The 16,542-nt window shown below is 32.0% G+C and carries 15 protein-coding genes and 1 tRNA gene; all 16 read left to right on the top strand.

Going from position 1 to position 16,542, the window contains the following annotated elements:
- The first annotated feature begins 80 nt into the window (after positions 1-80).
- The 16 genes from C661_RS0107920 (at position 81) to C661_RS0107845 (ending at position 16,540) form a co-directional block, all read left to right on the top strand.
- Positions 81-767 carry a response regulator gene (locus tag C661_RS0107920; protein ID WP_017414774.1) on the top strand — a complete coding sequence of 229 codons (687 nt, stop codon included), beginning with the start codon at positions 81-83 and terminating at the stop codon, positions 765-767.
- Positions 767-2,194 carry a sensor histidine kinase gene (locus C661_RS0107915; protein ID WP_017414773.1) on the top strand — a complete coding sequence of 476 codons (1,428 nt, stop codon included), beginning with the start codon at positions 767-769 and terminating at the stop codon, positions 2,192-2,194. The genes C661_RS0107920 and C661_RS0107915 overlap by 1 nt, the downstream gene beginning before the upstream one ends.
- Before the next feature lie 42 nt (positions 2,195-2,236).
- Positions 2,237-3,382 carry a S1C family serine protease gene (locus C661_RS0107910; RefSeq protein ID WP_017414772.1) on the top strand — a complete coding sequence of 382 codons (1,146 nt, stop codon included), beginning with the start codon at positions 2,237-2,239 and terminating at the stop codon, positions 3,380-3,382.
- A 198-nt stretch (positions 3,383-3,580) separates the two neighbouring features.
- Positions 3,581-4,147: an aminoacyl-tRNA hydrolase gene (pth, locus tag C661_RS0107905; protein ID WP_017414771.1), complete on the top strand. Its 567-nt coding sequence runs from the start codon at positions 3,581-3,583 to the stop codon at positions 4,145-4,147.
- A gap of 171 nt (positions 4,148-4,318) precedes the next feature.
- A complete protein-coding gene (gene mfd, locus C661_RS0107900; RefSeq protein ID WP_017414770.1) occupies positions 4,319-7,852 on the top strand; it encodes a transcription-repair coupling factor in 3,534 nt (1,177 codons plus the stop codon).
- 295 nt (positions 7,853-8,147) lie between these two features.
- Positions 8,148-9,149: a peptidylprolyl isomerase gene (locus C661_RS0107895; protein ID WP_017414769.1), complete on the top strand. Its 1,002-nt coding sequence runs from the start codon at positions 8,148-8,150 to the stop codon at positions 9,147-9,149.
- Positions 9,150-9,319: 170 nt separating this feature from the next.
- Complete coding sequence (spoVT, locus tag C661_RS0107890) at positions 9,320-9,871, top strand: stage V sporulation protein T (RefSeq protein ID WP_017414768.1); 552 nt, start codon at positions 9,320-9,322, stop codon at positions 9,869-9,871.
- Positions 9,872-10,448: 577 nt separating this feature from the next.
- Positions 10,449-11,984: a putative polysaccharide biosynthesis protein gene (locus C661_RS0107885; protein WP_017414767.1), complete on the top strand. Its 1,536-nt coding sequence runs from the start codon at positions 10,449-10,451 to the stop codon at positions 11,982-11,984.
- An 86-nt stretch (positions 11,985-12,070) separates the two neighbouring features.
- Positions 12,071-13,516, top strand: coding sequence for a bifunctional methyltransferase/pyrophosphohydrolase YabN (gene yabN / locus C661_RS0107880; protein WP_017414766.1), 1,446 nt, complete (start codon positions 12,071-12,073; stop codon positions 13,514-13,516).
- A gap of 152 nt (positions 13,517-13,668) precedes the next feature.
- On the top strand, positions 13,669-13,944 hold the full coding sequence (gene hbs / locus C661_RS0107875) for a non-specific DNA-binding protein Hbs (RefSeq protein ID WP_017414765.1): 276 nt from the start codon (positions 13,669-13,671) through the stop codon (positions 13,942-13,944).
- 262 nt (positions 13,945-14,206) lie between these two features.
- Positions 14,207-14,467: an RNA-binding S4 domain-containing protein gene (locus C661_RS0107870; RefSeq protein WP_017414764.1), complete on the top strand. Its 261-nt coding sequence runs from the start codon at positions 14,207-14,209 to the stop codon at positions 14,465-14,467.
- 184 nt (positions 14,468-14,651) lie between these two features.
- A complete protein-coding gene (gene yabP / locus C661_RS0107865; RefSeq protein ID WP_017414763.1) occupies positions 14,652-14,948 on the top strand; it encodes a sporulation protein YabP in 297 nt (98 codons plus the stop codon).
- A 7-nt stretch (positions 14,949-14,955) separates the two neighbouring features.
- On the top strand, positions 14,956-15,348 hold the full coding sequence (gene yabQ / locus C661_RS0107860; protein WP_017414762.1) for a spore cortex biosynthesis protein YabQ: 393 nt from the start codon (positions 14,956-14,958) through the stop codon (positions 15,346-15,348).
- Between the two features lie 139 nt (positions 15,349-15,487).
- A complete protein-coding gene (locus tag C661_RS0107855; RefSeq protein WP_017414761.1) occupies positions 15,488-15,763 on the top strand; it encodes an FtsB family cell division protein in 276 nt (91 codons plus the stop codon).
- Positions 15,764-15,853: 90 nt separating this feature from the next.
- Entirely contained in the window at positions 15,854-16,270 is a 417-nt protein-coding gene (locus C661_RS0107850) for a S1 domain-containing RNA-binding protein (RefSeq protein WP_017414760.1), read from the top strand.
- A gap of 181 nt (positions 16,271-16,451) precedes the next feature.
- Positions 16,452-16,540, top strand: a tRNA-Leu gene (locus tag C661_RS0107845).
- Positions 16,541-16,542 lie beyond the last annotated feature (2 nt).

Raw genomic sequence — 16,542 nt, 5'->3', positions numbered from 1 at the left:
TTATGTATAAGCATAATATTATATTGATTTAAAAGAGTGTAGAATTTATATAGAAATTTTTTTAGAGTGGAGGATTTAATATGGAAGGTACAATTGGAAAGGTATTAGTTGTTGATGACGATAAAAATATAAGTGAAGTTTTAAAGATGTATTTAGAAAGTGCAGGGTACACAACAAAGGTTGGAAACGATGGAAGGGAAGCTCAGGAATTGTTTGTGAGCTTTAAACCAGATTTAGTACTCCTTGATGTGATGCTTCCATACATGGATGGAATAGATGTATTAAAATGGATTAGAAAAGAGCATGAAACTCCAGTTATTATGATAACTGCAAAGGGAGAAACTTTTGATAAAGTATTAGGATTAGAACTTGGAGCAGATGACTACATAGTTAAGCCTTTTGAACCAAAAGAGCTTATGGCTAGAGTTAAAGCTGTATTAAGAAGATACACTTCAGAAGTGGACAATAAGGAAACGTTATCCTTTGAGAACTTAGTTATTGATGTTAATTCCTATAACGTAACATATAGGGGTCAGGAAATAAAAATGCCACCTAAGGAATTCGAATTGTTATATTATCTTGCTAGTAACAAAAATAGAGTTTTTACAAGAGAACAATTACTATGTGAGGTTTGGGGATATGATTACCCAGGAGATTCAAGAACAGTAGATGTTCATATAAAAAGATTAAGAGAAAAGATTGCTGGTGGAGATACTTGGCAACTTGAAACTGTTTGGGGTGTAGGCTATAAATTTGAGGTGAAGTAATGGTTAAAAACAGCTTGTTTACTAAAATGGTAATAACCTATACTGTAATAATTTCCATAAGTCTTACCATTATAGCGGCTTTTTTATCCTATTGGATTCAGGATTATTTCATCAAAAATAGAAAAGACCAATTAAACAATCAGGTTTCTATTATTGAAGGACTTGCAAATGAATATTTGCAGGGAGGAATACCCTATGAAGAGCTAAATGGGTCTATAAGATTCATTTCAGGGTATATCAATGATGATATATTGCTAATTGATAAAAGTGGTTATGTTTATGTAGCAACTTCTAATAAATTTAAGCCATTCATAGGTAAGCAACTTTTTGTTCAACAACTAGAAACTTTAAGCCAAGGAAGTTATTTTGAGCTTATTAGTAGCAATTACGACAACTTTTTTCTTCATGAGAAGTTTTATGTTTTAGGAGAACCTATTAAAGGTCAAAATGGGCAATTTAATGGAGCAGCAATTATCAATGTGTCAATGTCAACTCTTAATAAATCTTTAAATAATGTATTTAAAATCATATGGGTTTCAACTGTAATAGCAGTTATTGCATCCAGTATTGTAATTTATTATTCTATTAAAAAAATAATTGTTACCCCAATTTCTGAGATGAATGTGGTGGCTAGAAAAATAGCGGCTGGAGATGTGAATAAGAGGGTTGTGGTTCAATCCCATGATGAAATTGGAGAATTTGCAGAATCCTTTAATGTAATGGCGGATTCATTAGAGAAGGTAGAGCAGAATAGAAAAGAGTTTATTTCTAATGTATCTCATGAATTAAGATCTCCAATAACATCTATAAAAGGTTTTATAGGTGGGATTTTAGATGGAGTTATTCCAAAGGAAAAAGAGGAATATTACTTAAAAATAGCCTACGAAGAAATTCAAAGACTTACAAGACTTATCAATGAACTTTTAGACCTTTCTGCAGTAGAATCAGGAAAGTTTAAGCTTCAAATGAAGGCCTTAGATATAAACGAAGTTGTAAGACTTTGTATACTTAGGAATGAGGCAAGAGTTAAAGATAAGAAACTCAATGTTCAAGTTTTTTTTGAAGAAGATGAGCTTGTAGCAATGGCAGATGAAGATAAAATTATGCAGGTTATAACTAATCTTTTAGATAATGCTATTAAATATGCAGATGAGGGTGGACTTGTAACTATTTCATGCAAGAGCAAGGGTAAAAAAGCTTTCATATCCATATTTAATGAAGGACCAGCTATCCAAGAGGAAGATATCAAGTATATTTGGGATAGGTTTTACAAGGGAGATAAATCGAGAACCCAAAAAGTTAGTACGGGTCTTGGCCTCTCTATTGTAAAGAAAATAATCACATTATTTGATGAGGAAATATGGGTAGAAAATAAGGAAAATGGAGTTATGTTTACATTTACATTAAGTTTGGGTAAAAAGTTATAGAATATATAGTAGTTTTATAAAGGTATTTAGTGAGGTGACACTGTGGATAGCTTTAAAGAATCAAACAATATGGAAGAGGATTATAGTGGAAAGATTAAGTTCAACAAGAAAAAGAAAAACTATAAGAAAAGGTTTATAGCTTTTACTATAGTATATTTAGTGGTAGCTTCTGTGTCAGGAGCATGTACTGCATTCATATTGAACAGCACTACAGTGTCAAAAAATCGCGCAGCAAATGAAGAAGATACAGTATCAAATTTAATCAATGAAGTTAATTATAATGAAATAGGGAGTAAGGTGGCTAAGTCAGTTGTATCCATTGTCAAGGTTATAGGAGACTCAGAAAGAGTAATGGAGATAGACAGTGGCTCTGGAGTAGTCTTCAAGGAAGGTGGATATATAGTTACTAATTACCATGTAATAGATGATGCAAAGGCTATAAAGGTTAAGCTTTATAATGACTTAGTCTATGAAGCAAGTATTATTGGGGTTAATACTACCTATGATTTAGCTGTAATAAAAATTGAAACTGAATTAGTGCCAGCTATAAAATTAGGCAGTGCTGTGGGATTAGAACATGGAAACCAGGTTTTGAGTATAGGAAATCCAGTGGGAAGAGCCTTTAATGAAAACGTAAAGAATGGAAGTGTAATAAGCGTTAGTGAACCTTTGATAACTGTGGATAAAAATACTGGAGTTCATTCTGCATTAAATATTATTCAAACTAATATTGCTCCAAGTTCCATTAATAGTGGTGGCGCTTTGTGTAATACTAAGGGAGAGCTTATTGGTATAAATAGTATTGCTATGAATCATGCTAAAGGTACTATAAAGAGTAGCTTCTATATGACTATAGAAGATGCAAAACAATTTATAAATGAAATACTAAATGGAGAAAACTTGCTAAGAACAGTTATAGGAATTCATGCAGAGGAAGCAATTCCTGAAAGTAAAGAAGGGGTTCAGGGCGTTTATGTAAAAGAAGTAATAAGAAATAGTGAGGCCTATATATCGGGATTACAACCTACAGATATAATAATGGAGTTTAATGGAGAAAAAATTAAGTATATAAAAGATATGAATAGAGCTATAAAAAAAGTTACTTCGGAAGAAATAGTAAAGTGCAAAGTATTTAATAACGGACAGTATAAGATTTTAGACATTAAAATAAAAGTTAAACAGAAATAAAAGTAGTATGATATGAACATACTACTTTTATTTCTGATTAATATTTATATGCAAAATTACATTAAGGTTTTATTATTCCATAGATAAACAAAGAATTTTGATTATGTAGATTTTTTAGTATAATATATTATGTGTTCTAAAATTATTGATTTTATGGGACCAGTGAAGTACAGAGTAGAAGTTTGGAGGTAGTATTAGATGTATTTAGTAGTAGGACTAGGGAATCCAGGAGATAAGTACGATAAAACAAGGCATAATGTAGGATTTGATATTATTGATTTATGTAAGGAGAAGTATAATTTTGGACCTAGCAGGACAAAATTTAAAGGTATATATTGGGAAACTATAATAAATGGAGAAAAAGTGTTGTTCTTAAAACCTCAAACCTTTATGAATTTAAGTGGTGAGAGTGTTAGAGAAATATGTGATTTTTATAAAATTCCCAATGATAAAGTAATAGTAATTTATGATGATATAAGTCTTGAACCAGGAAGCCTTAGAATTAGAAGAAAAGGTAGTGCAGGAGGACATAATGGTATAAAAAACATTATCATGCATTTATCTACGGATGTGTTTCCAAGGATTAAAGTAGGAGTTGGACAACCGAAGGAAGACTTAATTCCCTTCGTTCTTGGAAGATTCTCTAAGGAAGATAGGGAGCAAGTAGAAAAAGCATTTAAGGCTTCAATAGAGGCTGTAGAAGTTATAATTAAAGAGGGCATTTCTGAGGCTATGAACAAATTTAATGGGTTTAAAGCAGAGTAGTAGCTATGATTTTATAGGAAGCAGTCTGGTTATTTATATATAAGGAATCAAATTGGAAAAGTAGCTTGAACACGAAGGTGTTTTGATACATTATAGGCTTTTAAGGAGGGCGAAGTTGAAGTCTCATATTAAATATTTTAAGTATAGACGGAATTTTGAGAGGTGGTAAGTTTGAGATTAAAGGGTTTAATGACACCCCTTATTCTAAGTGAACAATTTAAGGATATATCTAAGGCCATAGACAATAGGAAGTATCCTATTGGTGTTTATGGTCTTTCTGAGTCTTCAAAAAGTTATTTATTATATGGGGTTTTAAATGAAATAAATGAAAAAATGTTAGTGGTTACCCATAGTGATGTGGAAGCAAAAAATATCTATGAGGATTTATCTTTTTATCTTAATGATGTTTACTACTTTCCAACTAAAGAAGTTGTTTTTTACAATGCAGATGCAATTTCAGGAGATTTAAGGTGGGAAAGATTAAAGGTTATAAAGAAGATGCTGGAGGAAGGGCAAAAGGTAATTATTACTTCAGCAGAGGCATTGGCTTCAACCTATGCCCCAGTAGAACTCTTCACTAGCCATAGTTTTAATATTACTGTGGAAGATGTAATTGATATAAGAGAATTATCGCAAAGGCTTATTGAAGCAGGCTATGAACGAAGTGAAGTTGTAGATACAAAAGGACAGTTTTCTGTAAGAGGGGGCATTATTGACATCTACCCTCCAACCAGTGGGCTACCCTATAGGATTGAACTATTTGATGATGAGGTAGATTCTATAAGAACTTTTAATACAGACACTCAAAGAAGTATTGAAAAAGTGCAAACTGTAGATATTTTTCCTGCAAAAGAAGTTATCTTAACCAATAGTCACATTGATAGTGCCTACAATAAGATTAAGGAGGACTTTAATGTTACATTAGAAGGTTTTAAAAAGAAAAAGGATAAAGACGCTATAGAGAGATTAACATCTACTATTAATAATAATCTAGAACTCCTAAAAGAAACCTGGTCCTTCGAAACCTTAGATAGTTATATTAGTTATTTTTATGATAAGCCTTCTACTCTTTTTGACTATATGAAAAATTGTTTTATTGTTATAGATGATGTTCAAAGGTGCGTAGGAAAACTTGAAAGTGTAAACTTTGAGTTTAGGGAAAACTACGAAAACTTTTTAAGAAGGGGTAACATACTTCCTAAACAGGGAGAATTATTGTTATCTAAAGAAAGAATTATTGAAGAGTTAGAAGTTAGTAAGGTGATGACCTTAGAAGCTATTACTAAAACAGCTAAGCATTTAGCACCTAGAACCATTGCAGCTTTTTCGCAGATTACTATTCACGATTATCATGGTCAATTAGACATGCTTATTGAAGATATTAAAGAAAAAAAAGAAAGAAAATATAGAACTTTAATTCTTTCAGGTACTAGAACTAGGGGAGAAAGGCTTATTGAGACTCTTAGAGATAGAGGGATTGAAGCTACGTATAGAGATATTGTTTCTAGCATTGAGCAGGGGGAGGTAGTAGTTACCTTTGGAAATGCCTCAAAGGGTTTTGAGTATCCAGAACTTAAGGTTTGCGTAATATCTGATAGTGAGGTCTTTGGACAATCTAAGAGAAAGTCTGTAAGAAGAGGTAACAAAAAAGGTGTAGGAAAGATTAAGAGTTTCACAGAACTTAAACTTGGAGATTATGTAGTTCATGTTAACCATGGAATTGGAGTATATAAGGGGATTAAGCAATTAGAGGTACAAGGACATAAAAAAGACTTTTTAGAGCTTTCCTATAATTCTGGAGATACCTTATATGTGCCTGCTGAACAACTTGATATGGTACAAAAGTACATTGGAAGTGAAGGTAAGGCTCCAAAGGTTAACAAACTAGGCGGTAGCGATTGGATTAAGGCTAAGAATAAGGTTAAAAAGTCCATTGAAGATATTGCAGAGGATTTGGTAAAGCTTTATGCAATCCGCGCCACTTTAAAGGGACACAAGTACTCAGAGGATACTATTTGGCAAAAACAATTTGAAGAGGAGTTTCCGTATGATGAAACACCAGATCAGTTAACTTCTATAGAGGATATAAAAAGGGATATGGAAAGCAATAAACCTATGGATAGACTTCTATGTGGAGATGTGGGATATGGTAAAACTGAGGTTGCTATAAGAGCTGCCTTTAAGTGTGTTATGGATAGTAAACAGGTAGCAATGCTTGTGCCAACTACCATATTAGCGGAACAGCATTATAAGAACATGAAGAAGAGGTTTTTAGATTTTCCAGTAAGAGTAGAGATGATAAGTAGATTTAGAACACCAGCTCAGGTTAAGGCTACCTTAAAGGCATTAAAGGAAGGAAATGTAGATATTCTAATTGGAACTCATAGAATTCTTCAAAAAGACGTATTGTTTAAAGATTTGGGGTTATTAGTAATTGATGAAGAACAAAGATTTGGTGTAACTCACAAAGAAAAAATAAAAGATTTAAGAAAAAATATCGATGTATTAACTCTTTCAGCAACACCAATTCCAAGAACTCTTCATATGTCTTTGACAGGAGTGAGAGACATAAGTGTTATTGAAACTCCGCCAGAAGAAAGATACCCAGTTCAAACCTATGTAGTTGAGTTTAATGACCAATTAACACGTGATGCTATAATGAGAGAGTTAAATAGAGATGGACAGGTGTTCTTTGTTTACAATAGAGTTGAAACCATAAATGATATGGCAAGCTATTTATCAAAGCTTGTTCCTGAAGCTCGAATTGCTGTAGCTCACGGACAAATGACAGAGAGAGAATTAGAAAAGATAATATTAGACTTTATTGACAAAAAATATGATTTATTAGTATGTACAACCATAATTGAAACAGGTATAGATATACAAAATGCTAATACTATGATAATTTATGATGCTGATAAGATGGGACTTTCACAACTTTATCAGCTAAGGGGAAGGGTAGGTAGAACTAATAGAATTGCCTATGCTTATTTTACCTACATGAAGGATAAGGTATTGACAGAAGTAGCTGAAAAAAGGCTTAAGGCTATTAAAGATTTTACAGAGCTAGGGTCAGGTTTTAAAATTGCTATGAGAGATCTTGAAATAAGAGGAGCAGGTAACATTATGGGATCAGCTCAACATGGACATATGTCTACAGTGGGATATGATTTATACTGTAGAATGCTTGAGGATGCAGTAAGGTTTATTAAAGGAGATATTGATAAGGAGCCTATAGAGACTACGGTAGATATTAAGATTGATGCATATATACCAAGTAGCTATATTGTGGATGAAACACAAAAAATTGAGGTTTACAAGAAGATTGCATCTATTGATTCTTATGAATACATGATGGAATTACAAGAGGAAATAGAGGATAGATTCTCGGACATACCGAACACGGTCTACAATCTAATGGATATAGCTTATGTAAGATCGCTTTGTAAGGATCTTGGTATAGTAGAGATAAAAGAAGTGGGAAGTGAAATTCTTATTACTTTCCAAAACAAAAGCTATCTGACACCGGAGTTAGTGAGATTTATCCTAGAAAACTATAGAAAAGAAATAGCTTTTAAGATGGGCGAGGCTCCAGTTCTTGGATGGAAGTTTAAAGGTATAAAGAAGGAAGTAGTAGTAAAGCATTTAATAGAAATTGTTAAAAATATGAGGGCAGTGGTAAAAAAGAAGCCAAATAATGAATAAATTTATTTGGGGCATTCATCTTAGAAACAGACTAAACTGCTGCTTTAGAAGTAGTTAAGAACTAATGAAAACTGAGGAATTATTCTTTTGGAAAATTAGTAAAATGTAATTTGGCTCCTTAACACTTTATTCATAATACTGTCACCTAGTTGTCATAGTGAATTTGTATAATAATACTTATTCTGTATGAAACTATGGAGGAGCATTAGGTGTTAGCAAGTGTATACAATGATACGAGTTTTATGCTACAATATAATAATATAAATAAAGATTAGCCAGAATGGGGGATAATAAATTGAGAAACGTTAAAAAGGTTATTGCTGCAGCGTTAATAACTGCTATGTCTATATCAGTCGTAGGCTGTGGACTTGTTGAAAAGACACCAGAAGGTGTGAATAAAACTGTAGTAGCTAAGGTCTATAATAAGAAAATTACAAGAGGACAGGTTGATGAAGAACTTGCTCCAGTTCTTGAGAGTGTGAAGGCTCAATTCGGAGAAAACTACGAAACTAATGAGCAGGCTAAACAATATTTAGCTGAGCAAAGAACAAGTATTTTAGATACTATGGTAAATGATGTTATTATAAATAAAAAAGCTGAAGAGCTTAAAGTTCTACCTAGTGAAGAAAAGATTAATGAAGAAGTTCAAAAGCAACTTGCAGATATAAAAGCTTCTTTTGAAAGTGATGAAAAATATAAAGAGGCTTTAACACAAGCTAAAATGACTGAAGAAAATCTTTTAAAAGAATTAAGACCTTCTGTTATATCAAATATGGTCTATGAGCATGTTGTTAAAGACGTTGCTGCAACTGATGAGGAAATTAAACAAGATTATGATTCAAATCAAACTAAGTATACAGAGAAACCAAACAGAATTAAGCCAGCACATATCTTAGTTAAAACTGAAGAGGAAGCTAAGGCTATTATAGAAAGATTAAATAAGGGTGAGGATTTTGCTGCCCTTGCAAAGGAAAAGGGAACTGATGGTACAAAGGATAATGGTGGAGACTTAGGTTGGATTGAGTATGAAACTCAACAATATGACAAAACTTTTATGTTAGCAGCTATTAGCGTACCAAAAGGGGAATATACAAAAGCCCCTATAGCAACAAAATTTGGGTTTCATGTTATTAAAGCTCTAGATAAGGAAGAATACCCAGTTAAGAAGTTTGAAGATGTTAAAGAAAGTATTAGAACATCTTTAACTGATCAGAAGAAGTACCAAAATTGGCAAGAGACAATGAAAAAATGGCAGGATGAAGCAAAGATTAAAGTTTATGAAGAAAAGTTAAAATAACAAATTTTAGAGTCGTGAATTTTCATGACTCTTTTATTTTGGAGAATTATCAAATGAATTATTAAATTTCTTTTTAATTAAACTTTTACTAATGTGTATAAAATTTGGAATTAAGAAAGATAATAATACCACTAGTATATAAGTTTAGTGAGTTAAGGAGGAATTAATAAATGAAGGCAACTGGTATAGTAAGACGTATAGATGACCTAGGTCGTGTTGTAATTCCTAAGGAAATAAGAAGAACACTTAGAATAAGAGAAGGAGATCCTCTTGAGATATTCACTGATAGAGAGGGTGGAGTAATTCTTAAGAAGTATTCACCAATAGAAGAATTGAGTGAATTCTCTAAGGAGTATAGTGAGGCTCTTCAACAAACTATAGGACATATAGTAATTATAAGCGATAAGGATAATTTAATTTCCGTAAGCGGAAGTCCTAAAAAAGAATACATTGAGAAAAAAGTAAGTTCTGAACTTGAAAAAATAATGAACAGTCGTAAGGCGATTATACTAGGGGAAGGTTCAGAAAAGGCAATACCACTTTATAACGATGAGGATGAAACAGTATATAATTCACAGGTTATAGCACCTATAATGGCAGGAGGAGATGCTATTGGAGCTGTAGTTATAGTTTCTAAGGAAAAAGATGTGAAGTTTGGAGACTTAGAACTAAAATTAGCTGAAACAGCATCTGCATTCCTAGGAAAACAGATGGAAGAGTAATGGCGTGGCGTAGCTACGCCATTACTCTTAGTTTTATAATTTTCTATTATTAATAGGTATTATAAATACTTTTAATAATAGAAAATGCTACTACTTGTATTTTGAAACCATCATATTTCCATTCCCTTTTCAATACTATCCAATAATATTCATAATAAACATCTTCATACAAAATTCACATATTGGAGGAGTGTAACTTAGTTACTAGAAAGATCTTTTAAGGCATTAATTATTAGTAAATAATGCAAGCACCTATAAGGCCAAGTATAAAAAGAATACATAGTGTTAGAATAGTTTTAAGCGATCTAAACAAAATCACATTCTCATTATTTGTCATATCAGTAATAAACCCCTTGGAAAGTAAATATTTATAGTATAGGCAAGTTTAATATATAGGGTACTAAGTTGAGAATTTGAATTTCAAGCATAGTTCATATATAGACTTTCAAGCTGAAATAAATATGGTTTATTCATCTTGAAAAGCTTTGAAAGAACAAGGGAGGCCTGGTTTATAAGTTAAGTCTTGACGTAGATTCTCTATAATAGAAAATAAGACTTGCTTTTATGGGGGGAGTATATGAAAAGGCAATCTTTAATAAAAGGAACCATGATTTTAGGAGCAGCTACTATATTCGCTAGGTTTCTAGGTTTATTCTTTAGAATACCACTTCAAGCTTTAATTGGAGACCAAGGAATGGGATACTATCAAATGTCTTATCCTCTTTACATGACCTTTGTTGCATTAGCATCAGGAGTTCCAATAGCTATGTCTAAGCTGATTTCTGAATTCAATGCGAAAAATGATGTACATGCTGTGAGACAAATTTTTAGGGAAACTCTTTTAATTATGATTCCTATAGGAGTCATTGCATCATTGGTTATGCTATTCTTTTCAAAAGAAATAATAACAACTTTGAAATGGGATACTAAGTCTTATTATTCATTTATGGTTATTTCTATTGCACCTATATTTGTTTGTATAATGTGTACACTTAGAGGGTTTTTTCAAGGTATGCAAAATATGACTTATACTGGTATTTCTCAAATCGTTGAACAGATTGGGAGAGTAGTATGTGGAGTGCTATTTGCTTATCTGTTAATGCCAAAGGGTATAGAATATGCGGCAGGAGGTGCAGCACTAGGAACTGTGATTGGAGGAGCATTAGGAAGCTTTTACCTAATGTTTAATTATTTTAGAGCGAGTAAAGAATTACCGAAGTTTCAAAGGAAAAGACAGGGTAGTATGGTAAGACTTATAGCTCAAGCAGCACTCCCGGTATCAATTGGAGCAGCGGTAGGCACCGTTATGTCTTTAATAGATTCAGTTGTAGTTCCTCAAAGGTTACTTGTAGCAGGGTACTCTCTTGAAGATAGCGCAATCTTATACGGGCAGCTTACAGGTAAGGCTGTAACCCTTCAGAATATACCCTTAGCAGTGTCTATGGCCCTTTGTGCTGCTTTAGTACCTATAGTTTCTGAGGCTTATGCCACCTTTAGAACTGTGGAACTGAAAAGAAGAGTTGAGATGGTTTATAAACTATCTTTTGTAATAGGAATACCAAGTTTTTTAGGCTTATATTTCTTAGCAAAGCCAATAATGGGATTGGTATTTATGAAGGATGTTGCAGGTTATGAAATATTAAAATTTCTTTCAATTTCAATCCCCTTTATTATAATTACACAGACAACCACTTCACTATTACAAAGTTGTGGAAGGTATATGATTCCAGTTTACAATCTTATTGGGGGATGCTTGGTTAAGGTTGTGTTGTCCTATTTCTTCGTTGCTCAAAGCTCTGTAAATATCTATGGAGCAGTTATAGGCACTATTTTTGGATATACTACTACTGCACTTTTAAATTATATACAGGTCTCAAGGGTATTGAAGGTAAAACTCAGTATAACTGAAGTGCTACTAAAGCCACTGATAGCATCTCTTACGATGATAATTTTTGTTGTATTTAGCTATAATAATGTCTATAATTATACAATGAGTAATGGGATTTCTTGCTTGGTTTCCATAATAGTGGGAGTAGCAATTTTTACAGTATTAGTAATAGTATTAGGTATATTTTCAATGGAAGATATAAGGGGAAAATTTATGAGACATTAAAAGTTTTAAATAATGAACAAGTTTTTTTTCATTAGGAACTTTGAAGGATGTTTATAATACAAAAGGATACAAGGAGAGATACAAATATGATTAAAATAGTAGGTTTGGGCCCAGGGGCAAAGGATGCGTTGACTATAGGGACCTTAGAATTATTAAAGTCTTGTGACAAGGTGCTCTTAAGGACAGAAAAACATCCTAATGTTGAATATCTAAAGTCTTTGGGAGTGGTATTTGACACTTATGACTCTTTTTACGAAAGCTATGATTCTTTTGATGAGGTGTATAGTGCTATTTCAAAGGATATTATAGAAAAGCATAACATTTACAAGGATGTTGTTTACGCAGTTCCAGGCCATCCGCTGGTTGCAGAAAAGTCTGTAACACTTCTTTTAAAGGCGTGCGAAGAAAGGGCTATAGAAACAGAGATACTACCAGCAGTAAGCTTTATCGACGCAGTAATGGAGAGCCTAAAAATAGACCCAATTGAAGGGATAAAAATAGTTGATGCTTTTGATATAGCCAATCAGGTAATGGATAAAAGGGTTGGGCTTATAATAACTCAGGTTTACAACCCTCTAATAGCATCGGAAACAAAACTTGCTCTATTAGAATACTACAAAGATGATACTGACATATATTTTGTTAGAGCAGCAGGGGTTAAGGGGCTTGAAAGTATAAGGAAGATTAAACTATATGATCTTGATAGACAAGAAGATATAGATTATTTAACATCTGTTTATATTCCTAAGGATTTGGAGAATACAAAGGATTTTCATGATCTTTTAAAGGTTATGGAGGTGCTACGTGGAGAAGATGGTTGTCCTTGGGATTTCGAACAAACTCACGAGTCTTTAAAAAGATATTTAATCGAAGAATGTTATGAGGTTTTAGAGGCAATAGATGAAAAAGATGATACAAAATTAGTTGAAGAACTTGGTGATGTACTCCTTCAAGTAGTATTCCATGGACAGATTGGTAAGGAAGAAGGATACTTTAACATTAATGATATTATTAAAGGTATAACAGAAAAGATGATATCTAGACATCCTCATGTGTTTAGTGATGTGCAAGTTAGAGATAGCGATGAAGTTTTAACTAATTGGGAAGAAATAAAAGTAAAAGAAAAGGAATTTAAGAGTTATACTGATACCTTAAAACATGTGCCTAAAAACTTACCAGGACTTTTAAGAGCAGAAAAGGTTCAAAAAAAGGCTGCTAAAGTGGGGTTTGATTGGCCAGATGTAGCACCTGCTATGGATAAAGTTATAGAGGAACTTCAAGAGGTAAAAGATGTATATAAATCCAATAAAAGGGCAAAAATAGAAGAAGAAGTTGGGGATTTGATATTTGCCACAGTAAATATTGCAAGAATTCTTGACATTGACCCCGAGTTTGCAGTAAATTATACTATAGATAAATTTATCAAGCGTTTCCAATATATAGAGGAAACTGCTATAAGAAAAGGGTTAAATATTAAAAATATGACCCTGGACGAAATGGATCAGCTGTGGAATGAAGCAAAAAGTGTTTAATTTAGCAAAAATTTGTTAAAACTATAGCTGATTAGAAGGATTTTTAAAAAAACTGAAGAATATGCTATTAGGTATTCTATGTGTGATGTTTATATTTTAATAGTTAAACATTATTACATAAGCATTACAGTTAAGATTAAGGAGGTACAATAGTGAATAAGTCAGAATTAGTAACAAGCATGGCAGAAAAAGCTGGTCTAACTAAAAAGGAAACTGAGACTTTTTTAAAAGCTTTCATAGACAGCGTTGAGGAAGCTTTATCAAATGGTGAAAAAGTTCAATTAGTTGGATTTGGAACTTTTGAGACTAGAGAAAGAGCTGCTAGAACTGGAAGAAACCCAAGAACTAAAGAAGAAATTCAAATCCCAGCTTCAAAGGTTCCAGTATTCAAAGCAGGAAAAGAATTTAAAGACATAGTTAACAAATAGTCTTAAATCTTTAAAAAGCCTAGATTTCTATCTGGGTTTTTTTCTTTATTGACACATAAGTTTCAATAAGATTATTTTATTAAACTAAGATTATTTAAATTTATGTGTCAATAAGATTATTTTATTAAACTAAGATTATTTAAATTTACTAGGTAACTACTTGTATTCGCTAGATTTAGCTAATAAGGCATGTATGAAAAAGAAAGTGAATTAATTGATTTTTCAATAATATAAATCATATAAAATCATTGAGGTGATATAAATGAGATTAGATAAATATTTAAAAGTTTCAAGAATAATTAAAAGAAGAACTGTAGCTAAAGAAGTTTGTGAAAGTGGAAGAGTTTCTATAAATGGTAAGGCAGCAAAAGCAGGAACTGTAGTTAATGAAGGGGATATAATTGAGATTCAATTTGCTAAGCAAACCCTTAAGGCTAAAATAGTGAATATAGCATCTCATGTAAATAAAGAGGATGCTAAGAGCATGTATGAAATAATTTCAGGAGAAGAAGATACAGAGTAGTCATAAAATCCTCCTCTTTGCATATATTTTTTATTAGAGGAAACCGAACTTAAAACTTAACCTATACCTTAGCTCAACCTGGTTTCCTTCAGGTTTTTGAAGATGAATAAAATGAGTGTTCATCTTGAAAGTTTTCAGAAAGCCTACTATGTTTTTTAGTATGTGATTTTATGAGGAGGATAACATGGAACAGAGTAAAGAAGTGAAGGTTGAAAACAAGAAAAGTTATTTAGCTTTAGAAAATAGAAAAAAAATGAGTCTAGATGGAGTAACAGAGATAATAAGTTTCAATGATGAGCAAATCTTACTTAAAACTGTCTTAGGCAATATGGATATTAGAGGCGAAGAATTAAAGATGAACAAGCTAGATGTTCAAAATGGAGACGTAATAATAAGTGGGAACATTGGGTATATTGTCTATACTACAGAAGAGAAAAAGCATAGAAAACAAAATGGCATAATTGCTAGATTGTTCAGGTAGGGAAGATATGATTTTTTCTATGCCGGAGCAAGTGAACTTATTTGTATTTAGCATAATAGGTGGAATGCTCATAGGAATATTATTTGATATATATAGAATTATTAGAGGTATTGAAAGTTTAAATAAGTTCATTACAGCTGTAGAGGACTTATTATTTTGGATTTTAACAGGAATTTTTATTTTTGTTTTTATGATGTACACAAGCTATGCATATATGAGTTTTAATGTTTTTGTATATATTGCTATAGGTTTATTGATATATTTAAAGCTTATAAGCAAAGGCTTTGTTAAAACTCTTCATAAACTATTGATATTTCTTTTAACAACTTTTAGAATAGTATTTTACATTATAACTTATCCTATAAGGGTATTGTTTTATAAAATACTAAGAAAAAATTAAAAATAATAAGATAAATAGCTTGAACAAATGATAAATTCAAATTAAAATATACTTATGAGTTTAACAATTAGTAATAAGGCATTATAATGTAGTTTATATGCCTAAGTTAACTCATTCATTTGAAAGGATGAGTGGTGAGATGAAAAAGTTTAAGAAAAAAAACTTATTATTACTATTAATTGGTGCATATGTTTGTTATACTCTTATAAACCAACAAATTATTATGCATAAACAAAAAGTTGAACTTAAAAAGTACACTGTGGAGCTTCAAAAAACAAAAGAGGAAAATGAGAAATTACAGGATGAGGTTAAGCTATCTCAAAGCTTGAACTATATTGAAAAGTTAGCAAGGGAAAAGTTAGGGCTGGTAAAAGAAGGAGAGGCTCCTGTAATAGATAGCAGTGGAAATAAATAAAGTTATTTTGATAGGTTAGTAAACTATTTCTAACTATGTCATTATATATAATTATATAATCATCTATATTTAAGGAGGAGTCTTTTTAATATGACCTTAAAGGCTGGAAGTATTGTAGAAGGTAAAGTAGTCAATATAACTAATTTTGGTGCTTTTGTTGAAGTGGAAGGTAAAACAGGTTTAGTTCACATCTCTGAGGTGTCTGATGTTTTTGTTAAAAATGTTAGGGATCATTTAAAAGAAGAGGATGTAGTTAAAGTTAAAATTATATCCGTGGATGACAATGGCAAAATGAGCTTATCCATAAAACAAGCAGGTGTTCCTAAAAAATCCGTGAAGCCAGTAGAAATTGACTGGGACAAGGAAAAAACAAAAGTTTCCTCAACGGGAAGCTTTGAGGATAGGATGTCTAAGTTTTTAAAAGATAGCGAAGAAAGATTCCAAGACCTGAAGAAACATCAAGATGGAAAAGGTCGTGGATATAGTAAAAAAGGTTCAAGTTATTAAAGATAATCTTTATATAAAGAGTGCTAGTATCTAGCACTCTTTTGAACTTTATGCTAGATAAATCAATGGGTTTAGCTGTTAAATTATCAATAAAAATAAAACTATAAAAAAGTGTTGACATATATGTGGCTATGACTTATAATAAGTATTGTCGCTGAGAGGTGACAGAAACATAAAGCCTGCTGAAGTGGCGGAACTGGCAGACGCACAGGACTTAAAATCCTGCGGTGGTTAAACACCGTACCGGTTCGATTCCGGTCTTCAGCACCAAA

The organism is Clostridium tunisiense TJ, from assembly GCF_000300195.1.
Lineage (GTDB): Bacteria > Bacillota > Clostridia > Clostridiales > Clostridiaceae > Clostridium_J > Clostridium_J tunisiense.
The sequence above is the reverse complement of the archived record's forward strand: the minus strand, read 5'-3'. Positions and strand labels throughout refer to the sequence as shown.